The organism is Streptomyces africanus, from assembly GCF_030816955.1.
In the GTDB taxonomy this organism is placed as follows: domain Bacteria; phylum Actinomycetota; class Actinomycetes; order Streptomycetales; family Streptomycetaceae; genus Streptomyces; species Streptomyces africanus.
In genome coordinates this window covers 2,662,652-2,684,115 of record NZ_JAUSYP010000001.1, presented here as the reverse complement: position 1 = coordinate 2,684,115, position 21,464 = coordinate 2,662,652, and the positions used below count along the sequence as shown (strand labels likewise).

Sequence of the window (21,464 nt, the reverse complement as noted above, 5' to 3'; positions counted from 1 at the left end):
CAGAATATGCGGGCGCCTCGAGCCGCGGTCGCGCGCCGGTGAGGTCCCGCCGCGACGCCGGACTCCTCTCGCGGGGGCGGGGCCCGCCCGTCAGCGACGCTCTAGCGGCACTCGAGCCGTCGGCCGCAGCGTGCCGGATCGTAACTTCGGTTCTGCCCGAGGCGAAAGGAACGCAGCAGCCATGTCCTCTACGAACGCGGGCCTGACATGACCCGACGCGTGGTCATCACCGGCATCGGCGTACGGGCTCCCGGCGGGAACGGAACAAAGGCGTTCTGGGACCTGCTGTCACAGGGTCGTACCGCGACGCGGAGCATCTCCTTCTTCGACGCGTCCTCCTTCCGTTCCCGGATCGCCGGGGAGGTCGACTTCGACGCCCAGGCCGAGGGGCTCAGCCCCCGCCAGATCCGCCACATGGACCGGGCGACGCAGTTCGCCGTGGCCTGCACCCGCGAGGCCCTCGCGGACAGCGGGCTCGACGTGAACGCGGCGGACCCGCACCGCATCGGCGTGAGTCTGGGCAGCGCGGTCGCCTCGGCGACCAGCCTGGAGAACGAGTACCTGGTGCTCTCGGACGCCGGCCGGGAGTGGGAGGTCGACCCCACCTATCTGTCGGCCCACATGTTCGACTACCTCAGTCCCGGCGTCATGCCCGCGGAAGTGGCCTGGGAGGTGGGTGCCGAGGGGCCGGTGACGATGGTGTCGGACGGCTGCACCTCGGGCCTGGACTCGGTGGGCTACGGTGTCCAGCTGATCCGCGAAGGCACGGCCGACATCGTCGTCGCCGGGGCCACGGACACCCCCATCTCCCCGATCGTCGTCGCCTGCTTCGACGCGATCAAGGCAACCACTCCGCGCAACGACGATCCAGAGCACGCCTCCAGGCCCTTCGACGGCACCCGCAACGGCTTCGTGCTGGCCGAAGGGGCGGCCATGTTCGTCCTGGAGGACTACGAAACGGCGAGGAAGCGCGGCGCGCACATCTACGCCGAGGTCGGCGGCTACGCCACCCGCTGCAACGCCCATCACATGACGGGCCTGAGGAAGGACGGCCGGGAGATGGCCGAGGCGATCCGGGCCTCCCTCGACGAGGCCCGTCTGGACGGTACCGCCGTCGACTACATCAACGCCCACGGTTCCGGCACCAAGCAGAACGACCGGCACGAGACGGCCGCGTTCAAGCGCAGTCTGGGAGACCACGCCTACAACGTGCCCGTCAGCTCCATCAAGTCCATGGTGGGCCACTCGCTGGGTGCCATCGGCTCGGTCGAGATCGCCGCCTCCCTGCTGGCCATCGAGCACAACGTCGTGCCGCCGACGGCCAACCTGCACACACCGGACCCCGAATGCGACCTCGACTACGTGCCCCTCGCGGCGCGTGAGCAGCGCGTCGACACCGTCCTGACCGTCGGCAGCGGCTTCGGCGGCTTCCAGAGCGCGATGGTCCTGCACCGACCGGAGGTGGTCTCCGCATGAGCACCGTCATCACCGGCATCGGCGCGCTGACGCCCAACGGCCTGGGCATCGAGGCGTTTTGGAAGGCCACCCTGGCGGGCCACAGCGGAATCGGGGAACTCACCGGCTTCGACACCTCGAAGTACCCCTCCCGCCTGGCCGGGCAGATCACCGACTTCGTGGCCGGAGATCACCTGCCGAGCCGGCTGCTGCCGCAGACCGACGTGTCGACCCGGTACGCGCTGGCCGTGGCGGCGTGGGCGCTCGCGGACGCGGGCGTCGACGAGACCACCCTGCCCGACTACGACATGGGCACCGTCACGTCCAACGCCCTGGGCGGCTTCGAGTTCACCCACCGCGAGTTCAGTAAACTCTGGTCCCAGGGCTCGGAGTTCGTCTCCGTCTACGAGTCGTTCGCCTGGTTCTACGCCGTCAACACCGGGCAGATCTCCATCCGTCACAAGCTGCGCGGGCCCAGCGCCGCACTGGTGGGCGAGCAGGCCGGCGGCCTGGACGCCGTCGGCCACGCGCGGCGCACCGTGCGGCGTGGCACCCGGCTCGTCGTGTGCGGCGGCGTGGACTCGGCGCTGGATCCCTGGGGCTGGGTCTCCCAGCTCGCGGGCGGCCGGGTCACCACGGCCACCGACCCGGCCGTGGCCTACCTTCCGTTCGACGTGCGGGCCGACGGCTACGCGCCGGGCGAGGGCGGAGCCATCCTCGTCGCCGAGGACTCCGCCGGCGCTCGGCAGCGGGGCGCGCCGAAGATCTACGGCGAGATCGCCGGATACGCCTCGACGTTCGACCCGAGGCCGGGCTCCGGCCGCGAACCGGCCCTGCGCCGGGCCATCGAGGCCGCCCTGGCCGACGCGCACCTCGCCCCCGCGGACATCGACGTGGTGTTCGCCGACGCGGCGGGCCTGCCCGACCTCGACCGGGCCGAGGCCGAGGCCCTGCGCACGGTGTTCGGTCCGCGCGGCGTAGCGGTGACCGCGCCCAAGGCGCTCACCGGCCGCATGTACGCCGGTGGTGGTCCCACCGACCTGGCCACCGCCCTGCTGTCGATCCGTGACGGTGTCATCCCGGCGAGCGGAGGAACCGAGCTGGTCCCCGACGAGTACGGCATCGACCTCGTGACCGGTGAACCGCGCACCAAGCCGGTGTCGGCGGCGCTGGTCCTGGCCCGCGGCCGCTGGGGCTTCAACTCGGCGATCGTCGTCACCCGTCACGACGCCTGACAGTCACCCACCACAGGAAGGCACACCCATGACTCAGTTCACCCTCGACGACCTGCGGCGCATCCTCGTCGAGTCCGCCGGTGCGGACGACGGCACCGACCTCAGCGGCGACATCCTCGACCTCGGGTTCGACGACCTCGGGTACGACTCCCTCGCCCTGATGGAGACCGCCGCGAAGATCAAGCAGGAGTACGGCATCGACCTGTCCGACGAGGCGGTCGGCGAGGCGGAGACGCCCCGCGCGCTGCTGGACCTCGTGAACGCCGTGTCGGCGGCAGCCGCCTGATCGGCCGCCGCAGCCGGTTCCTCCGGGGCCCGCGTCTCCTCACCCCCGGGATGCGGGCCCCGCACCGTTCACGCCGCGCACACCCCCCAGCCGAGGAGATCTTCATGGCAACACCCGTCCTCCACCGCACCGAGCACACCCGCGTCGTTTCCGCGCCGGCGCGGGCACTGTACGGTCTGGTCGCCGACGTCACGCTGTGGCCCGCCGTCTTCGGGCCGAGCGTCCACGTCCAGCACCTCGAACGCTCCGAGAACGGCGAGACGTTCGAGATCTGGGCCCAGGTCAACGGCAACGTCGCCCACTGGACCTCGCGGCGGCTGCTGGACCCCGCGCGGCTGTACGTGAGCTTCCGCCAGGAACGCCCCTTCGCGCCCCTGACGTCGATGGGGGGCGGCTGGCTCTTTCGGCCCCTGCCCGACGGCCGTACCGAGGTGGTGCTGCGGCACCGCTTCAGCGTCGCCGACGACGCCCCGGACGCGGTCGCGGGCATTCTCGCGGCCCTGGACCACAACAGCGGGGAGGAACTCGCGGCCCTCGCCCGGGTCGCCGAGCTCGGCCACCCGGTGGAGGACGTCGTGTTCTCCTTCACGGACGTCGTCCCCCTGCGCAACAGTCCCGAGGCCGCGTACGACTTCGTCAACCGGGCGGACCTCTGGGCCGAGCGGCTGCCGCACGTCAGCCGGGTGCGCCTCTCCGAGGACGTACCCGGGGTGCAGCACCTGGAGATGGACACCGTCACCGCGGAAGGCTCGGCGCACACCACGCGTTCCGTGCGGATATGCCGGGCGCCCTCGTGGATCGCGTACAAGCAGCATGTGCTGCCGCGGCTGCTGACCGGGCACAGCGGCCTGTGGACCTTCACCGACGGCCCCGACGGGCCGGTGGCCACGGCCCGGCACACGGTGGCGATCGACCCGTCGGCGGTCAACGAGATCGTCGGCGAGGGGGCGACCCTGGCGGACGCGCGCCGCTTCGTACGCGACGCCCTGGGCCGCAACAGCATGACGACGATGACGCACGCGGCCGCGCACGCCGAGGAGCCGGGGACCGTGCCCACGCCCTGACCGCCGGACCGACCGCCGCCCGCCCCCGCGGCACGGTCGCGGGGGCGGGCGTGGCCGGGCGGATCCCCCACCACCCGGCCACGCCGGGAGAAGACGTGCGGGCGGGCAGGATCACCCTGCCCGCCCGCACGTCTTGCCGTACGCCCGCTGGGGCACGGTCAGTAGTTGCCGAGCCCGCCGCAGACGTTGAGGGCCTGCGCGGTGACGGCGGCCGCGTCGTCACCGACCAGGTACTCGACCATGGCGGCCACCTCACGCGTCTCCACGTAACGGCCCATCGGCACGCGGGTCGTGATGCGGTCGTGCGCCTCCTGCTCGGTGACGCCCCAGATGCCCGCGTAGTGCTCGCGCACCCGTTCCGCCATCGGCGTCTCGACGAAGCCCGGACACACCGCGTTCACCGTGATGCCGCTGCGGGCCAGTTCCAGACCGAGTGCCTTGGTGAAGCCCACGACACCGTGCTTGGACGCCGAGTACGGGGCGGCGTGCACGACGCCCTGCTTGCCGCCGGTCGACGCGATGTTGATGACGCGGCCCCGCTTGTTCGCGAGCATGCCACCGGTGTTGAGCACTTCCTTGGTCATCAGGAAGACACTGTTGAGATTGGTGTTGATCACGTCGAACCACAGCTCGTCCGCGAGGTCGGCCGTCGCACCGCCGCCACTGCGGCCGGCGTTGTTGACGAGGATGTCCACGGGCCCGAAGCGGTCGACCGCCGCCCGCACGAACGCCCTGATCTGAGCCGGGTCGGCGACGTCGCACGTCGTGCCGTCCACCTCGTATCCCTCGTCCGTCAGTTCCTTGACGGTGGCCGCCACCTGGTCCTGGTGGCGGGCGCACAGGTAGACACGGGCTCCGAGCCGGGCGAGCCGCCTGACGATCGCCAGACCGATGCCGCTCGTCGCTCCGGTGACCAGAGCAGTCGGCTTCACCGTCTCCGTCATATCTTCTCCCGATTCAGTGGATGAGCAGTCCCGACGAGCCTGGGCAGACCACCTCGCGCGGCGGTGGAACGCGCCTGGACCGTGCCGCGCCGCGCTCGAGGGCGGTTCGAGGCGGCCCGGGCAGCGTGGCCCCGCGGCAACGGCCCACCCCGCTTTCCCGGAGGTTCAACATGACGGCGACCGTGACCAGTGAGCTCTACGCACAGGTGCAGCACTTCTACGCGCGGCAGATGCAGGCGCTGGACGACGGGCGGCTCGAGGAGTACGCCGGCACGTTCACCAAGGACGGCAGCTTCCAGCACAGCCCCGGCGTACCCGCCGCGGTGGGCCGCGATGCGATCCTCGCCGAACTGCGCTCGTTCTTGAAGAAGTACGAGGACGACCCCACCCAGCGCCGCCACTACTTCAACCAGATCGTTCTCGAACCGGGGGAGGACGGCGGCATCCGTTCCACCGTCTACGCGCTGATCGTGCGGGTACGGCCCGGCGAGAAGCCGGACATCTGGCCCAGCACCGTCGTCCACGACGTCATCGACGTCACGGACGGCGAGATCCTGCTGCGCTCCCGTACCGTCAGCTACGACCAATTGGTGTGACCCCCGTGAACAGGAGGGCACCGCTCGCTCCGGACCAGCTGCTGGCCCACGCCGACGCCGCGCTGCGCTCGGCTCTCCTGTCCGCCGCGCACCGGCCGCTGCCACGCCCGGCCAGGGCGGCGGCCGGAGCCGCCTACCTGGACCTGTGGGTGTGCGACCGGCTGCTGAGCGCCGAAGGGGACAGCGCGTCCGCCGGGGCGGGCTTCCTCGTGCCGCGGTTGCTCCTGGAGGCAGTCGACGGGCTCACCCCGTGGGTGGACCCCGGCCCCGGTCCCCGGACCCGGGCGATCCGGGAGTACCGGCGGCGGGCCGCGCTGCTCGGTGACGCGATGTGGCACGGTGACCAGACCGGGCGGCCGGCGGCCGTCACCACCCGGCTCGCCCGGTTGCCGCGCGGTGAGGACCGGCTCTCCCGGCCCCTCACGCCCGTACGGCCCGCGGCCCTGCCGGCGGAGCTGCGCACGCTGCTGGCCGACCTGGAACTGGAGCGCCAGGAGCTGATCGCCGAGTGCGCCCGGACGGCGGACGAGTCCGGTGCCGGGGACTGGGCCCGCGCGGACCGTTACGCGCTGCTGACCGCGGCAGCCGCCTGCCTGGACGGCTGGCGGCGCCGCACCCTGCGCCGCGGGCGGTTGCTCGCCGACCGTACCCGCCTGCGGGGAGCGCTGTCCCGGCTGGTGGTGCGCCTCGACCGGGCGCCGGCCGGTTCCGACGCCGAATTCAGCGCCGCGGTGTTCCCCCAGGCGGTGGAGTACTGTCGCGCGTCCGGCGTGGTGGCCGGTGGGGGACGCCGGCCGGATCGCCGGTGGGTGTGTGAGCCGGTCGGCGGGTGAGAGCCGCACGGTCCGAGGTGACCGGGCCGTGTGCGGCCCGGCGGCGGGGCATGCCTGGGGCCCTGCCGCCGGGTGGCCGTTCGAGATCGTCCGCGGCGGGTCTAGTGCCGCGTCAGCCAAGGTTGCCCGTCAAGGAGCGGCGTCGTGGGGGAGCGTGCTCTGGGGGTCCCCCCGGCCGGAGGCTGGGGGAGTGCCGGCCGGAAGCCCTCGTACTGGATGTACTTGGGCTTTCGGCCGGTGCGGCGAGTGGGGGTACCTCCCACGCCCTTAAGGCAGTGGGGGAGCGTGCCGGGCGTCGCGACGGGGCGAACCTTGGCTGACGCGGCACTGGTCTAGGCGGTGAGCACGTACGGGGTGAAGGACGGGGTCTCCAGCCTGACGTCGTTGGCCAGGATCGCCTGGTGCAGCCGCTGGAGCCGGGGGGAGGGCTCCACTCCGAGCTCCTCGACCAGTGCCTGGCGCAGGTTCTGGAAGGCGTCGAGCGCGCGCCAGGCGTATCCGGCCCGGTACAGGGCGGTCATCAGCTGCGCGCAGTGGGTCTCGTGCAGCGGGTGCTCGGCGACGAGCATGCGCAGTTCGGCGACGAGTTCGGTGTGCCGGCCGAGCCGGAGATCGGCGTCGAGGCGCATCTCCAGCGCCCGCGCACGCTCTTCCCGCATGCCGATGACCTCCATGCCGAGGACCTCCCCGAGCGGGACGTCGACGAGGGCGGGGCCGCGCCACAGGTCGAGCGCACGACGCAGGTGACCGGCCGCCACCCGCGGATCGTCCTCGTCCAGCGCGCGGCCGCCCGAGCGGACGAGCCGCTGGAAGTCCGCGAGGTCGCAGGAGAACTCGTCGGCGGCGAGCCGGTAGCCTCCGTAGCAGGTCTCCAGAACGTCCTTGGCGGTGCGGCCGGTCGCCTCGATCCCGGCCGCGTTCAGATTGCGGCGCAGCTTCAGAATGTAGGTCTGGAGCGTGGTCGCGGCGCTGCGGGGGATCGCCTCGCCCCACACCTCGGCCATCAGCGACTCGACCTGCACGACCCGGCCGGCCCGTAAGGCCAGCAGGGACAGGACCTGCCTAGGTTTTCCAGCCGTCGGTACGATCGAGGTGTCGCGTACGCGTGCTTCGAGTGGTCCCAGAACGTTGAATTCCATAGCATGAGCATGTCGATCCGGGACCGCGCCGGACCAGTGGAACCGGACATGTGTGCGTATGAATTTTTCATACGCGGCCCCCGCCCGGGCGTCAGGCGTGGCAGACCGGCAGCGCGCCGTGGAACTCCACCATCTCCTGGAACAGTGCGGCCATGTCGACCGGTGAGCCGGGCGGCGCCCCGCGCAGCTCCACATAGGCGCGGTGCAGGTTGGGCACCAGCCGTTCGCTGTCCATCAGCTCCGCCCAGGGGCCGAAGTCGGTCTCCCGCGCCACCTGAAGGGGCGTGAGCCCGGCGGCCATCCCGTCCCGGGCGAGATCGCCCACCCACAGCAGGTACCGCTCGGTCTCGTCCAGCACCTGCGGACCGCAGACCGGACCGTGGCCCGGGACGACGACCTGCGGGTCCAGGTCCCGCATGGCCCGTACGGCCGCGAGGGCACCGGACAGCGAGCCCATCGGGATGAACGGGGTCACTCCCCGCATCACCAGGTCGCCGGTGAACAGCACCCGCTGCCCCGGCAGCCAGACGACCGTGTCGTTGACGGTGTGCGCGGTGCCCATGTTCACGACCTCGGCTCGAACGGGCCCGAGGTGCAGGGTGAGCCGCTCCTCGTAGGTCAGCGCCGGCGGTACCAGCTCGATGTTCCCCCAGTCGACGTCCGGCCACAGCCCGGTCAGGTGCAGTCCGACCTGCTGCATCTCGGTACGCGTGCCGGCGTGACCGACGACCAGGGCTTCGGGGAAGACGAAGTTGCCGAAGGTGTGATCGCCGTGCGAGTGCGTGTTGACGACGACGCGCGGGACGGCCCCGACGCCGAGCACGGCCTCGCGCAGGGCACGGGCGCGCCGCTCGGTGGCCGCGGTGTCCACGAGGGCGGTCTCGCGGCCCACGGTGATGACACCCGCGTTGTTCAGGCACCAGCCACCGTCGGGCTGAACATAGGCGTGTACGTGTTCCGCGACTTCTTCCAGCCGCGGTGCGGGACTGATGGAGGCGGCGCTTTCCGGCACAGGCGTGATGGTCATGCGCTCAGCGTGACCAGGGCCCCTTGAACGGCAGTCGAGTCCCGGACCGGATTCCGCTTCGGCGTTGCCTGATTCGCCCGGCGGCCCGTTGCCGTCCGACAAGATGCCGCGGTTCGCCCCGATGCGGCCGGGGTGGACGACCGCGCCGCTCGTGGTCGGTGGTCGGCTCCGGCCTCACCGCTATCGCCGTGCAGGCGGAACTCGGTTTCCACCTGCGCGTCGTGTGCCCGCTCGGTTCGTGAGGCGTGCGGTCCCGCACGTCACAGCCAGCCGGCCTCCTCCGCGATACGGACCGCGTCCAACCGGTTGCGCGCGTGGAGCTTGGCGACCGCGGAGGTGAGATAGTTGCGCACCGTCCCGGTGGACAGGTTCATCCGCTGGGCGATCTCCGCGGGTTCCGCGCCGGTGGCCGCCTGCCGCAGGACGTCGGCCTCCCGCACCGTCAGCGGGCTGACGTCGCTCTCCCAGGAGGCGAGGGCCAGTTCCGGGTCGATGACGCGGCCGCCCTGGGCGATCCGCCGTATCGCCCGGCCGAGTTCCGACGGCGGGGCGTCCTTGAGGAGGTAGCCGCTGACCCGGGCGGCCAGGGCGCGTTGCAACGTGCCCGGTCTTCCCAGCGCGGTCAGGACCAGGGTGCGGCACTGCGGCAGTCGCTCCCGCAGCGTCGCCGCCGCGCTCAGACCGTCGATACCCGGCATGTCGACGTCGATGACCGCCACGTCCGGCCGGCACTCCAGAGCCTTCCCCACGATCGCATCGCCACGGCCCACGTCGGCGACCACTCGCATGCCGCGTTCGCGTTCCAGTAACGCGACCAGCCCGCCGCGGACCATGTCCATGTCCTCGGCCAACATCACCCGTATCAACGAGCTCTCCCCCTTGTGGCAGCCCACGGTGCGACCGGACAGGCGGATCATACATAGATGCCGAGCGGCTGTTTGCTGATAATGGACCGGAATGGCCGGTTCCCTTCTTGCTCCGGCGGGCCCGGCTGAGGCAATGCCATTGCACATGCAACTTCCTCCCATTGTGTTCTCGCCATGTGCGACACGGAAAGCGGAATTGCACTGGCGAGAAATGAGCGGTGGTGTTTTACGGCCCCGCCACACGACGGCCGCCGGTCCAGTGCGGCTCTAGGTGATCGCCGCAGCCTGGGCAGCCGTCAGGGCTCCCGTTGATTCCTTCAGGAAGGGCAGCACATGAGCGACGTCGTGGAGCGGATCACACCGCCACCCGGTCCCACGAACCTGAGGACCCGTGCGGACGAACTCACCGAACTGCGCGCCGCCGTCCGGCGCGGTCCGAGCGAGGCGGCCACCGATGCCCAGCACGCCAAAGGCAAGCTGACGGCCCGCGAGCGCCTGGAACTCCTCTTCGACAAGGGCACGTTCACGGAGGTCGAGGGGCTGCGCCGGCACCGGGCCAGCGGATTCGGGCTGGAGGAGCGGAAGCCCTACACCGACGGTGTGATCACCGGCTGGGGTCTGGTCCACGGGCGCACCGTCTTCGCCTACGCCCACGACTTCCGCATCTTCGGAGGAGCGCTGGGCGAGGCACACGCGAGCAAGATCCACAAAGTGATGGACATGGCCGAGGCCGCGGGAGCTCCCGTGGTCGGTCTGTGCGACGGCGCCGGGGCGCGCATCCAGGAGGGTGTGACCGCGCTCGCGGGCTATGGGGGGATCTTCACCCGAAACGTCCGTAACTCCGGTGTCATCCCCCAGATCTCCGTGATCCTCGGCCCCTGCGCGGGTGGCGCCGCCTACTCGCCCGCCCTCACCGACTTCGTCTTCATGGTGCGCGGCACCTCGCAGATGTTCATCACGGGCCCGGACGTCGTCCAGGCCGTGACGGGCGAGGTCATCACCCAGGACGGGCTCGGGGGAGCGGACACCCACGCCGAGCTCTCGGGCGTCGCCCACAGCGCGTACGACGACGAGGAGAGCTGTCTGGAGGACGTGCGGTATCTCCTGACGCTGCTTCCGGCCAACAACCGCGAACGACCGCCGGCCGTCCCGACCGCCGACCCGCCCGGACCGCCCCACCGACGCGCTGTACGACCTGGTTCCGGCCGACCCGAACCAGGCGTACGACATGCGCCGTGTCATCCGGGAAGTCGTCGACGACGGCGACGTCTTCGAGGTCCACGAGCGCTGGGGCACCAACGTCATCTGCGCGCTGGCGCGACTGGGCGGCGAGGTCGTGGGCATCGTCGCCAACCAGCCGTCCGCCCTGGCCGGAGTGCTCGACATCGCCGCGTCCGAGAAGGCCGCACGGTTCGTGCAGACCTGCGACGCCTTCAACATCCCGCTCGTCACGCTGGTCGACGTGCCCGGCTTCCTGCCGGGGGTGGACCAGGAGCACGGCGGGATCATCCGGCACGGCGCCAAGCTGCTGTACGCCTACTGCAACGCCACCGTGCCGCGGATCTCGCTGATCCTGCGCAAGGCGTACGGCGGCGCTTACATTGTGATGGACTCGCGCTCCATCGGAACGGACCTGGCGCTGGCCTGGCCGTCCAACGAGATCGCCGTCATGGGCGCCGAGGGTGCGGCCAACATCATCTTCCGCCGGGAGATCGCCGCGGCCGAGGACCCGGACGCGGTGCGGGCACAGCGGATCAAGGAGTACCGCAGCGAGCTCATGCACCCGTTCTACGCCGCCGAACGGGGCCTGGTCGACGATGTGATCGACCCTGCCGAGACCCGCTCCCGGCTCGTGGCCGGCCTGGCCATGCTGCGCGCCAAGCAGGTGACGCTGCCCAGCCGCAAGCACGGGAACCAGCCCCAGTGAGCGGGGCGGAACCTGTGGTGGTGGTGCGGCGCGGCCGCCCCCGGCCGGAGGAACTCGTGGCTCTGACCACGGTGCTCCTCGCGCTGTCCAGGAGCGGGCACGGCGAGGACATCGTTCCCGTTCCGCCGGCTGTCGCTTGGTGCCGGACCGACGGCTCGCACCGTCCAGCCCTGTCGTGGCCGGCCGCTTCCGCGCCGGCGTGGAGAACCCTGACATGAAGGAGAGCACGTGAGTCTCCGTAAGGTGCTCATCGCCAACCGTGGCGAAATCGCTGTCCGCGTGGCCCGGGCCTGCCGGGATGCCGGCATCAAGAGCGTGGCCGTCTACGCCGACCCGGACCGGGACGCGTCGCATGTCCGCGCCGCGGATGAGGCGTTCGCCCTGGGCGGTGACACGCCGGGCACCAGCTACCTCGACATCGAGAAGGTGCTGAAGGCCGCCCGCGAGTCGGGCGCGGACGCGATCCACCCCGGCTACGGATTCCTCTCCGAGAACGCGGACTTCGCGCAGGCGGTCCTGGACGCGGGCCTGATCTGGATCGGCCCGCCCCCGCAAGCCATCCGCGACCTGGGCGACAAGGTCGCCGCCCGGCACATCGCGCAGCGCGCGGGCGCCCCGCTGGTGGCGGGCACGCCCGACCCGGTGTCCGGTGCGGAGGAGGTCGTCGCCTTCGCCGAGCAGCACGGTCTGCCGATCGCCATCAAGGCGGCGTTCGGCGGCGGCGGCCGCGGCCTGAAGGTCGCGCGCACGCTCGAAGAGGTCCCGGAGCTGTACGACTCGGCGGTCCGCGAGGCCGTCGCGGCCTTCGGCCGGGGCGAGTGCTTCGTCGAGCGCTACCTCGACAAGCCGCGGCACGTGGAGACCCAGTGCCTGGCCGACCAGCACGGCAACGTGGTGGTCGTCTCCACCCGTGACTGCTCCCTGCAGCGCCGCCACCAGAAGCTGGTGGAGGAGGCCCCGGCCCCCTTCCTGTCCGACGCGCAGGTGGAGCAGCTGTACTCGGCCTCCAAGGCGATCCTGAAGGAGGCCGGCTACGTCGGCGCCGGCACGGTGGAGTTCCTCGTCGGCAACGACGGCACGATCTCCTTCCTGGAGGTCAACACCCGCCTCCAGGTGGAGCACCCGGTCACCGAGGAGGTCGCCGGCATCGACCTCGTGCGCGAGATGTTCCGCATCGCCGACGGCGAGGAGCTCGGCTACGACGACCCGGCGCTGCGCGGGCACTCCTTCGAGTTCCGCATCAACGGCGAGGACCCGGGCCGCAACTTCCTGCCTGCCCCGGGCACGGTCACGACGTTCGCGCCGCCGTCCGGTCCGGGTGTCCGGCTGGACGCGGGCGTGGAGTCCGGGTCGGTCATCGGTCCGGCGTGGGACTCCCTGCTGGCCAAGCTGATCGTCACCGGCCGCACGCGCAAGGAGGCGCTGGAGCGGGCCGCGCGTGCGCTGGAGGAGTTCCAGGTCGAGGGCATGGCGACGGCGATCCCGTTCCACCGCGCGGTGGTGAAGGACCCGGCGTTCGCGCCTGAGCTCACCGGCTCCTCCGACCCGTTCACGGTCCACACCCGCTGGATCGAGACGGAGTTCGTCAACGAGATCAAGCCGTTCACGGCGGCTGCGGACGCCCTGGAGGCGGACGAGGAGCCGGATCGCGAGACGGTGGTCGTCGAGGTCGGCGGCAAGCGTCTGGAGGTCTCCCTCCCGGCGTCCCTGGGCATGTCCCTGGCCCGCACGGGCCTCGCGGCCGGGGCCAAGCCCAAGCGCCGCGCGGCGAAGAAGTCGGGCCCCGCCGCCTCCGGCGACACCCTCGCCTCCCCGATGCAGGGCACGATCGTCAAGGTCGCGGTGGAGGAGGGCCAGGAGGTCAAGGAAGGCGACCTGGTCGTCGTCCTTGAGGCCATGAAGATGGAACAGCCCCTCAACGCCCACAAGTCCGGCACGATCAAGGGCCTCAGCGCGGAAATCGGCACGTCACTGACGTCCGGTGCCGCCATCTGCGAGATCAAGGACTGAAGCAAGGACTCGGGCAAGGACTGAAGCAAGGACTGACACCGTCCACGGGAGGTCCCGATGCACGTCCACGCGTACGACACCGACACCGCGCCGCCGGACGACACCCTCATACCTCCTCACCCGCCCGCTCTGCGGCTGGCGGGCGAGGAGGACGGCGACGACGACACCCACATCTGGCGCGGCATCGACTGACACGTCACGTCACGTCACGTGCCGGCCGACGGCCGAGGCGGCGCTGATCTTCCCGGCAGCCGCGTGCGAACCGGGAGGATCAGCGTGGCTCCTACGCCGCCTCCAGCATCTGGGAGAGCTTCGTCATGCCACGGCCGGTACCCGGGCGGCCCGGGGTGAAGTCCTCGGGCTCGGTCTCAGGTTCGGCCGCGGCGGGTGATGGCTCGCTGCAAGGCCTCGCGGAGCTCGGGGGACGGGCGGGGGCCGTCGGACTTCGCGCTGGCCGTCACGGCGGCGGCCACGTCACGGAGCTTGGTGTTGGAGAGCTGGGAGGTCTCCCGGAGGATGTGCCAGGCCTCGTCGGACGTGCAGCCGTGGGTGGCCATGAGGATGCCCCGGGCCTGGTCGATGACCGGGCGGGAGGCGATGGCCTGGCGGAGCTGCTCGACCTCCTCCTGAAGGACGTGCAGGCGCTCCGCGCGTTCCAGGGCGACCGCGGAGGGGGCCGGACCCGACGGCTGGGCGGGCTCCGGGTCGGGGTGGGGCGCGGCGCGCAGGGGGTCGCTCGTGTCCAGACCCGCCAGTTCCAGGATCCGGCGCGGCTGGCCGTTCCAGTTCGTGGTCGTGACCGTCGCGAAGCGCTGCCGGGCGAAGTCGGCCAGTACGTCGAGGAACTGCAGCCCCGCCGTGTCCATGAAGTGCACGTCCCCCATGTCCAGGTCCACCCGCGTGATCGTGGGCGGCAACTCGGCCAGGGTCCTGGCCAGTGTTTCCGCGCAGCCGTGAACCAGCTCACCGCACGGGGTGAGCTCGGCCCGTTCCGCGTCCACGCGGCCACTGATGACCAGTGTGTTCAACCCTCCTGTGCGATGTGGTGATGCCGCAGACGTCATGTCACCGCCTTCTCGGTCCTCTTCGGTCGTGTTCCTCCTCGCGGAACTGCACGACGTCACTCGCCCCCGTGGACGTCCGTGTGAGGTGCGCCTGCCCGCCGTACGGCGTACTACACACCACGGCGGGGAATGAGCCTCTTCCGGGCGGGTACGAGCGCTGTGGTCCACAAGCGTGGGGAGAGGGGCTTGAACACTCAGTATCGGGTGCCGGCCGACGGGTCCTGTGGTCCCGTGCCGGGCCTTTCGGTGTTCCCGTTGTCCGGGCGGCAGGGTGTCCGGGCGGCGGGCGAGGTCGTCCTGACGACACGTGCGATCTGGGAAGGCGTACTGGAGCAGGCCGTTCGCGAGGATGAGGACGTGTATTACCTTGAGTTGTCCGAGGTGACGTTCGTCGACGTCGCGGGCGCGGGTGCGCTCGCGACGGCCGCCGGGCAGCTCGGGGACGGCCGGCGGTTCGTGGTGCGACAGCCGCCGCCGGCCCTGCGGCGGACGCTGGACCTGCTGTGGCCCGGCCACACCGGGATCGAGGTGTCGGTGTCATGACCGCTCCCGTCGCCGAACCCTTCGGGCCCCTGGAGCCCTTCGTCCATCCCGCGCTCTTCTACCGCGACGAGGCCGAGTACCTCGAAGTCACCGTGCCCTTCGTGCGCGAGGGCCTGGCGGCCGGCGAACCCGTGGCCGTCGCCGTGCCCGGCAAGAACCTCGCGTTGATCCGGGACGCGCTGGGCGAGTCCGCCGAGTCGGTGCGGCTGCTGGACATGCGCGAGGCCGGCCGCAACCCCGGGCGGATCATTCCCGGCGTGCTACGCGCGTTCGCCGACGCCCAGCCGCCCGGACGCCGCGTGCGGATCATCGGCGAGCCCATCTGGGCCGGGCGCTCCGACACGGAGTACCCCGCCTGCGTCCAGCACGAGGCGCTCATCAACGCGGCCTTCCGGGGCCGTACGGCGACCATCCTGTGTCCGTACGACGTCGAGCAGCTTCCCGAGCACGTCCTGGCCGACGCCTACGCCACCCATCCCACCGTCATCCCCTCCGGCTCCCGGCTGGAGCAGGGCAGCGACGCGTACGCGCCCGGGGACGTCGTCGACCGCTACAACGAGGCGCTGCCGCCCGTTCAGGACGCGCTGACGTTCGCCTTCGACTCCGGCTCGCTCTCCGAGGCCCGGCACGTGGCCGTCGGGGAGGGGGCGCGGCTCGGGCTCACCGGCGTCAAGCTGGACGACCTGGCCCTCGCCATGGCCGAGCTCACCACCAACAGCGTGGTGCACGGCGGCGGCCGCGGGGTGCTGCGGGTGTGGACCGAGGACGGGTACGTGGTCTGCGAGGTGCGCGACGAGGGGCGGCTCGCGGACCCGCTGGCCGGGCGGCGGCCCGTGCCCCGGGACCAGCGCGGCGGGCGCGGGCTGCTGCTGGTGAACCTCATCGCCGACCTGGTGCGGCTGCACCGGGGGGACAGCGGGACGACCGTGCGCTGCTGGTTCGCCCGCTGAGGGCCCGGTGAGGGCGGGCCTCGTACCCCGGCGGCTCAGGAACCCAGCGGATCCAGCGCCAGCGGCTCGATCCTGCCCTCCAGCATCGCGCCGAGGCCCTGCACGGCGCACACGTCCGGGCGCTCGGCGATGTGCACGGGCATCCCGGTCGCCTGACGCAGCATCTGGTCCAGGCCCGGCAGCAGCGCACTGCCGCCGACCATCATGATGCCCCGGTCGGCGAGGTCGGCGACCAGGTCGGGCGGGCAGGAGCGCAGCACCTTGCCGATGCCGTCCAGGATGGCGGTGAGCGGCGTCTGGATGGCGTCCCGTACGGCGGCGGTGTCGACCTGGACGGAGCGGGCGAGGCCGGTGGCGACGTCCCGCCCGTGGATCTCCGTCGAGGCCGGGCCGTGCGGGGTGAGGCCGTTGCCGGACAGGGCGAGCTGCAACGGCCGTACCGACTGGCTGGGCAGCATCAGCTCGTGCTCGTGCCGCAGGTGCTGCACGATCGCCTGGTCGACGGCCTCGCCGCCCACCGGGATGCGCTCGGCGGTGACGATAGAGCCGAGGGACAGCACCGCCACCTGCGTCGCCGCCGCACCGCACACCATGATCATCGTGGCCTCGGGCTGCTCCACGGGCAGTCCGCAGCCGACGGCGGCGGCGATCAGCGTGTCCACCAGCTCCACGCGGCGGGCCCCGAGACCGACCAGCGTCTCGATGGCGGCGCGCTGGGCGAGCGGGTCGGCGTCGTGCGGGGTGCAGGCCGCGGCGCGCAGGATCGGCTTGCGGCGCAGGCTGCGGCGCATCTTGTCGCCGAGCAGGTGCCGCAGCATGCGCTGCGCCATCTCGATGTCGACGACGGTGCCGCCGGAGACCGGCCGTACCACCCGGATGTAGTCCGGGGTGCGGCCCGTCATCTTCTCCGCGAGTTCGCCGACCGCGATCAGTGCGCCGGTGCGGGTGTTCACGGCGGCGGCGGACGGCTGGTCGACGACGAGCCCGGCGCCCTTGACGTAGACGCGTGTGCGCGCCGCCCCGAGGTCGACGGCGAAGTGGCAGCGGCGCAACTGCTCCAGACTGGCGGTCATGGCAGGTCCTCCCGAGAGCACAGACCGTGGGAGGCCACCAGGTGGCGGGCCTCGCAGACAGGGGGCCGCCGGGCGGCGGGCCTCCCTCGCATCGTGCGCGGGAGGGGACGGGGGCGCCTTTCGGAGGGGGCCGGGCGGGGCGCCGCCGAACGGGGGGTTCGGCCCCGACGGGCTCAGAGGGAGCGCGCGGCCTCCAGCAGTGGCGCCAGGGAGGAGACAGTGGTTTCGCAGCCCGCCTCCCGGAGCCGCCGGTCGGCGGTGGCGTTGCGGGCGAGGCCGACGAAGCGCACTCCGGCCTGCTGGGCGGCGGTGAGTTCGGCGACCGTGGAGCCGACCAGGACGCCGGTCGCGGCGGCGCCGCCGCAGGAGTCGATCGCGCGCAGGAGGCAGTCGGGGTGCGGGGTCAGCAGGGTGAGGTCCTCGCCGCGGGCGTGGATCCCGGCCAGGGGGAGGCCGTAGGGGCCGAGGTAGTGGTGTACGGCCGGTGCGCTGACGTCCGTGACCACGCTGACGCGGCGGCCGGAGTGGTGCAGGGACCGGACCAGCGGCACGGAGTTGTGGGTCGTCGGCGCGTCGGGGACCGCGCGCAGTTCGATCGCGTCGAGGCGGTCGCGGAGCAGGGGGCCGAGCCGGTCCCGGGCGAAGGCCCGCAGGACGTCGAGCGGATGCACGAACGTCTCCCGTGCCGCGGCGGCGGCCAGGGGCAGGCCCGTCAGGGCGTCCTGCGGGTCCCGGTGTTCGGTGACGAGGGCGAGCAGGTCGAGCGCGGCCTCGCGGGCGGCGGCCGCCGAGAAGAGCCGGGCCAGGGGGCCGTCGAAGCCGAGCAGCACGGTCTCGGCCTCGCCGAGGAGACCGGACAGCGGGGGCGCCGGCCGGGCCGGGGCCTGCGGCACACCGGGCGGCGCCGCCCCCTCCGGGGCCAGTTGCACCGAGGCCGCGACCGACAAGCCCGGCACCGGCCACCCTCGCAGCCCGGCGTTGACCGCGCGCTGGGCCGCGCCCGCCCGGCGCAGCGGATGGCGGCGGGTGATCCGGGCCGCCTCCTCCCGCAGATGGCCGAGCAGCGGCTCGGACACCCGGGTGACCTCGGCGCGTACGAAGGCCACCGGGTCGTCCACCCGCCAGGACAGCTCGACCGCGGCGGTGAAGGCGCCCTTGCCGGAGCTCGGCAGCAGGACCCGGTGGTGGGACTGGTGGGGGGTGAGGTCCACCTCGTAGTACGTCACGAGGCGCGGCGGCCCGTCGCCGTGCGGCTGGGCGGGGTCGAGGAGGGTGAGCGGGCCGTCGGGCTGGGTGTGCACGACGGCGGTGCGGCCCGGGGCCGGTATCCCGAGCCGGCGCAGGTCGTGGGTGATGAAGGGGCCCCGCACCAGATCGCGGGCCTCGGGTTCGGGGGCGGCTGTGGCGGGGGACAGCGGGCAGTACCAGGCGACGGGCGGGGTGTCCGTGGCGCCGCCCCGGTAGAGGGGCTGGAAGCGCCGCGGGCCCTGGGCAGCCGAGCTGCCGGCGAACTGCTCGTACACGTCCGGGGAGACGACCACCTGGATGCCGGCGGGCGCGTGCGGTGCCTGCGGCGGCGGGGTGGGCCGGTCCCAGAACGTCACGGTCAGGCGCGGCGGGTCCGCCAGCCCGGTGAGCACCTCGGGCAGCCCACGCAGGACCGCGACCAGCACGGGGAGCACATAGGTGCCCGGTTCGGTGTGGACGACGTAGCCGTTGCCGCGGACCCGGACGTCGAACTGGGAAGCGGTGAGGGCGCCGCGGGAGAGCATCTCGTGCACCGCGTATTCGAGGGTGATACGGGCCTCGGGGTGGCCGGTGAGGTCGTCGGCCTCGAAGAGGATCACGGGGCGGTCGCGGTGGCCGAGGCGGCGTACCGTCTCCTCGCTCACCGTCGCGAACGCCGTGCCCGAGCCGTCGCGTTCGCCGGTCGTCTCGGCCCGGAACTCGCCGGCCGCGCGTCCCGCGCGTTCGTCGATCAGGCCGCCGACCTGTTCGAGGAACGCGCGGGTGCGGCCGCGGGTCGTGCGCGGCAGGGAGCGCAGCAGCAACTCCCGCACGCCGGGGCGGAACTCGTAGGAGCCGGGCGGGCCGGGGACGGAGGCGAGCATGCCGCTGAGGATCACCTCGGCCAGGTGCTGGGGGCGCGGGTCGCGCTCCACGGTGCGCTGGACCAGGCGCATCACCGGCACGGAGGGGACCGCCAGGGCGAGGTGCCCGGCGAGGCGGAAGGCCTCCGGGGAGGCGGTCGCGCGAAAGCGCAGGACCAGCTCCTGCGGGGAGGAGGAGGCGATGTCGGGGGTCGGTTCGGCGGGCGGGGCGGGGGAGGGCGGCAGCCAGGCCGCCGCGCCCGGGGTGCGGGCCCCGCCCGGGCCGGCGACCAGGGCAGCCCAGTGGGCGAGCCAGGGGGCGCCCGGCTCCAGGACCGGAAGGGGCAGGGCCTGGTCGGGGGGTGGTGCAGCCTCGTAGGGGGTGAAGGCGAGGGCCGCCGAAGGCGCCGCCGTGGCGGGGGAGGTGAGCAGGCCCGGCTCGGCGGGGAGTGCGGTGGTGGGCCAGAGGTGTTCCGGGAGGGGCTGGACCACGGCGAGCGGCAGGTGGCGGGCCCAGTGGCGCAGGGTCCGGTACCAGCGCTCGCCCGCTTCGCCCGGACGCCACTGCGGGCCCATGCAGTCGCTGACGACGAGGGTGACGGTGCGGCCGTCGTCGAGGACGGGGACGTGACGGGCCCGGCCGTCCGGGGTCGCCGGATGCAGGGTGACCGTACGGAAGATGCCCGACTGGGCGAGGGCGGTGTGCAGTTCGCTCACCAGGGGGCGCCAGACCGGCATGGTGGGGCCGGTGTCGTGCACGAGGTTCAGGCGCAGCCAGCGGTCGGGGGCCGGGCGCAGGACCGGCAACCACACGTCGGGGTGGGCGCCGAGCCGGGCGATGCGGTCGGCCGTCGCCCGCTCGTCCAGCACCCGGACGTGCGGGGAGGGCACCTTGCGCTGCAGCGGGCGCAGGGCGCGCTGGAGAGCGAGGGGGTGGGGCAGCATCGGGGGTGCGGGGGCGAGGAGGGGGGACCCGCCGCCCGGGGAGTCGTGCCGGTGGTGCTCGGAGCGTGGGGCGGGCAGGGTCAGCGGGACGCGGTCGGGGGTGTGGCGGACCGGTTCCGGTTCCGGCTGCGGTTGCGGGGGCAGAGGGGCGGGGGTTTCCGCCTCCGCAGGGGTGCTTCCCTCGGGTGCGGACGGGGCGTTGCCGGGTTCCCGCGACGACTCCTCCCCTTGTCGCTCCGGGTCCGACAGGGCGGCCAGCCACAGCACTTCGGCCAGCTCCCGCGGCGTCGGCGACGCGCCGGCCGCGGACAGGGCCGCGGCCAGCCGGGCGACCGGGGACGGCCCGGGGCCGTGGTCAGAAACCATCGCCGTCGGCCGTCGCGCTGAGGTACGGCATCAGCTGCTCGGCGAGGTCGTCGCGGGACTCGGCGTCCAGGCCCGCGACCCCCGTGAGGTAGAGGGCGTTCAGCAGCTGGTCGGTGGCGAGTTCGCCGCCGCCCGCCCGCTCCAGGAAGCGGGTGATCAGACGGTCCGCGTGACCGTCCGGGGTGTTCAGGTGGGCGCGGACGATGTCGGTGAGCTGGTCCCGGCCGGGGCGGCGCAGCTTCAGCCGGACGCAGCGGCGCAGGAACGCGGGCGGGAACTCGCGTTCGCCGTTGCTGGTGAGCACGACGAACGGGAAGGCCCGGCAGCGGATGCGGCCGCGGTGGACGGTGACCGGCGTGTCCGTGCCGTCCGCGAGGACCTCGGCCGCGCCGTCGCCGCAGTGGCGGGCGGCCCGGACCAGTTCCGGGATCTCGTACTGGCCCTCCTCCAGCACGTTCAGCAGGTCGTTCGGCAGGTCGAGGTCGCTCTTGTCGATCTCGTCGACGAGCAGGGCGCGGGGCCGGTCGTAGGGGAGCAGGGCCGTGCCGAGCGGGCCGAGGCGCAGGTGGTCCTCGACACCGCCGGGCTTGTCCGTCCCCTCCCGGGCCGCGTACAGCCGGGACAGCGGGTCGTACTGGTAGAGGCCGTCGGCGAGGGTGCTGCGGCTGGTGATGTTCCAGCGCAGGACCGGGCCGAGGCGCAGCTCGCGCGCCACCGCGTAGGCGAGGGAGGACTTGCCGGTGCCGGGCGGGCCGGTGACGAGCAGGGGGCGGCGCAGGCAGAGCGCGGCGTTGACGAGCCGGACGCTCTCCGGGGTGGCCACGTACGACTTCGCCCGGTGCACGCGGTCGGGGGAGACGGCCGTCGCGTCGTCGCTGTCGAGGGGCGGCGGGAGGGCGGGTCCGCCGTCGAAGGCACGCCAGGGCGGTGGGGCGGGGAGGTGGGCGATACCGTCGTGCGGCTCGTTCTCGCCGGTGTAGACGGACCAGTGCGGCATGGGGGATGTTCTCCGCTCTCCGTTGTCGAGCTGGTGGTTCTCGGGTGCGGGCGG

At 72.7% G+C, this 21,464-nt stretch carries 19 protein-coding genes and 1 pseudogene; 12 read left to right on the top strand and 8 right to left on the bottom strand.

Annotation, left to right across the window (positions count from 1 at the left end):
- The first annotated feature begins 207 nt into the window (after nt 1–207).
- The 4 genes from QF034_RS12450 to QF034_RS12435 all read left to right on the top strand — a co-directional run bounded on the left by QF034_RS12450 (nt 208) and on the right by QF034_RS12435 (nt 4,040).
- Nucleotides 208–1,476: a beta-ketoacyl-[acyl-carrier-protein] synthase family protein gene (locus QF034_RS12450; RefSeq protein ID WP_307175014.1), complete on the top strand. Its 1,269-nt coding sequence runs from the start codon at nt 208–210 to the stop codon at nt 1,474–1,476.
- Entirely contained in the window at nt 1,473–2,690 is a 1,218-nt protein-coding gene (locus QF034_RS12445) for a ketosynthase chain-length factor (protein ID WP_307175013.1), read from the top strand. Before QF034_RS12450 ends, QF034_RS12445 begins: the two co-directional genes overlap by 4 nt.
- A 28-nt stretch (nt 2,691–2,718) precedes the next feature.
- Nucleotides 2,719–2,976 (top strand): acyl carrier protein, encoded by a 258-nt coding sequence (locus tag QF034_RS12440; RefSeq protein WP_307175012.1) that lies wholly within the window; start codon nt 2,719–2,721, stop codon nt 2,974–2,976.
- Nucleotides 2,977–3,080: 104 nt separating this feature from the next.
- On the top strand, nt 3,081–4,040 hold the full coding sequence (locus tag QF034_RS12435; RefSeq protein ID WP_307175011.1) for an aromatase/cyclase: 960 nt from the start codon (nt 3,081–3,083) through the stop codon (nt 4,038–4,040).
- Between the two features lie 158 nt (nt 4,041–4,198).
- On the opposite strand, the gene QF034_RS12430 is transcribed toward QF034_RS12435, so the two are convergent.
- The gene (locus QF034_RS12430) at nt 4,199–4,984 is read right to left on the bottom strand and encodes a 3-oxoacyl-ACP reductase (protein WP_307175010.1); all 786 of its coding nucleotides are present in this window, start codon (nt 4,982–4,984) and stop codon (nt 4,199–4,201) included.
- 170 nt (nt 4,985–5,154) lie between these two features.
- Between QF034_RS12430 and QF034_RS12425 the strand changes: the two genes are divergently transcribed.
- Nucleotides 5,155–5,580: a nuclear transport factor 2 family protein gene (locus QF034_RS12425; RefSeq protein ID WP_307175009.1), complete on the top strand. Its 426-nt coding sequence runs from the start codon at nt 5,155–5,157 to the stop codon at nt 5,578–5,580.
- Between the two features lie 5 nt (nt 5,581–5,585).
- Nucleotides 5,586–6,413 (top strand): hypothetical protein, encoded by an 828-nt coding sequence (locus tag QF034_RS12420; protein WP_307175008.1) that lies wholly within the window; start codon nt 5,586–5,588, stop codon nt 6,411–6,413.
- Between the two features lie 332 nt (nt 6,414–6,745).
- Here the strand turns inward: QF034_RS12420 and QF034_RS12415 are convergent, their stop codons facing one another.
- The 3 genes from QF034_RS12415 to QF034_RS12405 form a co-directional block, all read right to left on the bottom strand.
- Nucleotides 6,746–7,552 carry an AfsR/SARP family transcriptional regulator gene (locus QF034_RS12415; protein ID WP_307175007.1) on the bottom strand — a complete coding sequence of 269 codons (807 nt, stop codon included), beginning with the start codon at nt 7,550–7,552 and terminating at the stop codon, nt 6,746–6,748.
- 91 nt (nt 7,553–7,643) lie between these two features.
- Complete coding sequence (locus QF034_RS12410) at nt 7,644–8,579, bottom strand: MBL fold metallo-hydrolase (protein ID WP_307175006.1); 936 nt, start codon at nt 8,577–8,579, stop codon at nt 7,644–7,646.
- Between the two features lie 260 nt (nt 8,580–8,839).
- A complete protein-coding gene (locus QF034_RS12405; RefSeq protein ID WP_307175005.1) occupies nt 8,840–9,433 on the bottom strand; it encodes a response regulator transcription factor in 594 nt (197 codons plus the stop codon).
- Nucleotides 9,434–9,778: 345 nt separating this feature from the next.
- Between QF034_RS12405 and QF034_RS12400 the strand changes: the two are divergent.
- From QF034_RS12400 to QF034_RS12390, 4 genes and pseudogenes are all read left to right on the top strand, one after another.
- Nucleotides 9,779–11,372: pseudogene (locus QF034_RS12400) on the top strand (acyl-CoA carboxylase subunit beta).
- Nucleotides 11,369–11,590: an acyl-CoA carboxylase epsilon subunit gene (locus QF034_RS41465; protein ID WP_370880788.1), complete on the top strand. Its 222-nt coding sequence runs from the start codon at nt 11,369–11,371 to the stop codon at nt 11,588–11,590. The pseudogene QF034_RS12400 and the gene QF034_RS41465 overlap by 4 nt, the downstream one beginning before the upstream one ends.
- 10 nt (nt 11,591–11,600) lie before the next feature.
- A complete protein-coding gene (locus QF034_RS12395; protein ID WP_307175004.1) occupies nt 11,601–13,382 on the top strand; it encodes an acetyl/propionyl/methylcrotonyl-CoA carboxylase subunit alpha in 1,782 nt (593 codons plus the stop codon).
- 57 nt (nt 13,383–13,439) lie between these two features.
- Nucleotides 13,440–13,574, top strand: a complete 135-nt coding sequence (locus QF034_RS12390) for a hypothetical protein (RefSeq protein ID WP_307175003.1) — start codon at nt 13,440–13,442, stop codon at nt 13,572–13,574.
- A gap of 176 nt (nt 13,575–13,750) precedes the next feature.
- On the opposite strand, the gene QF034_RS12385 is transcribed toward QF034_RS12390, so the two are convergent.
- Nucleotides 13,751–14,446, bottom strand: a complete 696-nt coding sequence (locus tag QF034_RS12385; protein ID WP_307175002.1) for an ANTAR domain-containing response regulator — start codon at nt 14,444–14,446, stop codon at nt 13,751–13,753.
- Between the two features lie 186 nt (nt 14,447–14,632).
- Here QF034_RS12385 and QF034_RS12380 point away from each other — a divergent pair, with 186 nt between their 5' ends.
- The gene (locus QF034_RS12380) at nt 14,633–14,989 is read left to right on the top strand and encodes an STAS domain-containing protein (RefSeq protein WP_307175001.1); all 357 of its coding nucleotides are present in this window, start codon (nt 14,633–14,635) and stop codon (nt 14,987–14,989) included.
- Nucleotides 14,986–15,939 carry an anti-sigma factor RsbA family regulatory protein gene (locus QF034_RS12375; RefSeq protein ID WP_307175000.1) on the top strand — a complete coding sequence of 318 codons (954 nt, stop codon included), beginning with the start codon at nt 14,986–14,988 and terminating at the stop codon, nt 15,937–15,939. The genes QF034_RS12380 and QF034_RS12375 overlap by 4 nt, the downstream gene beginning before the upstream one ends.
- Nucleotides 15,940–15,974: 35 nt before the next feature.
- Here QF034_RS12375 and QF034_RS12370 read toward each other — a convergent pair whose 3' ends face one another.
- The 3 genes from QF034_RS12370 to QF034_RS12360 all read right to left on the bottom strand — a co-directional run bounded on the left by QF034_RS12370 (nt 15,975) and on the right by QF034_RS12360 (nt 21,410).
- Nucleotides 15,975–17,012 (bottom strand): rod shape-determining protein, encoded by a 1,038-nt coding sequence (locus QF034_RS12370; RefSeq protein WP_307174999.1) that lies wholly within the window; start codon nt 17,010–17,012, stop codon nt 15,975–15,977.
- 173 nt (nt 17,013–17,185) lie between these two features.
- Nucleotides 17,186–20,413 carry an SAV_2336 N-terminal domain-related protein gene (locus tag QF034_RS12365; protein ID WP_307174998.1) on the bottom strand — a complete coding sequence of 1,076 codons (3,228 nt, stop codon included), beginning with the start codon at nt 20,411–20,413 and terminating at the stop codon, nt 17,186–17,188.
- On the bottom strand, nt 20,403–21,410 hold the full coding sequence (locus QF034_RS12360; protein WP_307174997.1) for an AAA family ATPase: 1,008 nt from the start codon (nt 21,408–21,410) through the stop codon (nt 20,403–20,405). Before QF034_RS12360 ends, QF034_RS12365 begins: the two co-directional genes overlap by 11 nt.
- Between the last annotated feature and the right edge of the window lie 54 nt (nt 21,411–21,464).

Coding starts and splice junctions, on each gene's coding strand:
- QF034_RS12365 (WP_307174998.1), bottom strand. CDS start 20,413: ATGGTTTCTGACCACGGCCCCGGGCCGTCCCCGGTCGCCCGGCTGGCC.
- QF034_RS12430 (WP_307175010.1), bottom strand. CDS start 4,984: ATGACGGAGACGGTGAAGCCGACTGCTCTGGTCACCGGAGCGACGAGC.
- QF034_RS12435 (WP_307175011.1), top strand. CDS start 3,081: ATGGCAACACCCGTCCTCCACCGCACCGAGCACACCCGCGTCGTTTCC.
- QF034_RS12410 (WP_307175006.1), bottom strand. CDS start 8,579: ATGACCATCACGCCTGTGCCGGAAAGCGCCGCCTCCATCAGTCCCGCA.
- QF034_RS12405 (WP_307175005.1), bottom strand. CDS start 9,433: ATGTTGGCCGAGGACATGGACATGGTCCGCGGCGGGCTGGTCGCGTTA.
- QF034_RS12385 (WP_307175002.1), bottom strand. CDS start 14,446: ATGACGTCTGCGGCATCACCACATCGCACAGGAGGGTTGAACACACTG.
- QF034_RS12445 (WP_307175013.1), top strand. CDS start 1,473: ATGAGCACCGTCATCACCGGCATCGGCGCGCTGACGCCCAACGGCCTG.
- QF034_RS12370 (WP_307174999.1), bottom strand. CDS start 17,012: ATGACCGCCAGTCTGGAGCAGTTGCGCCGCTGCCACTTCGCCGTCGAC.
- QF034_RS12450 (WP_307175014.1), top strand. CDS start 208: ATGACCCGACGCGTGGTCATCACCGGCATCGGCGTACGGGCTCCCGGC.
- QF034_RS12360 (WP_307174997.1), bottom strand. CDS start 21,410: ATGCCGCACTGGTCCGTCTACACCGGCGAGAACGAGCCGCACGACGGT.
- QF034_RS12415 (WP_307175007.1), bottom strand. CDS start 7,552: ATGGAATTCAACGTTCTGGGACCACTCGAAGCACGCGTACGCGACACC.
- QF034_RS12440 (WP_307175012.1), top strand. CDS start 2,719: ATGACTCAGTTCACCCTCGACGACCTGCGGCGCATCCTCGTCGAGTCC.
- QF034_RS12425 (WP_307175009.1), top strand. CDS start 5,155: ATGACGGCGACCGTGACCAGTGAGCTCTACGCACAGGTGCAGCACTTC.
- QF034_RS12390 (WP_307175003.1), top strand. CDS start 13,440: ATGCACGTCCACGCGTACGACACCGACACCGCGCCGCCGGACGACACC.
- QF034_RS12375 (WP_307175000.1), top strand. CDS start 14,986: ATGACCGCTCCCGTCGCCGAACCCTTCGGGCCCCTGGAGCCCTTCGTC.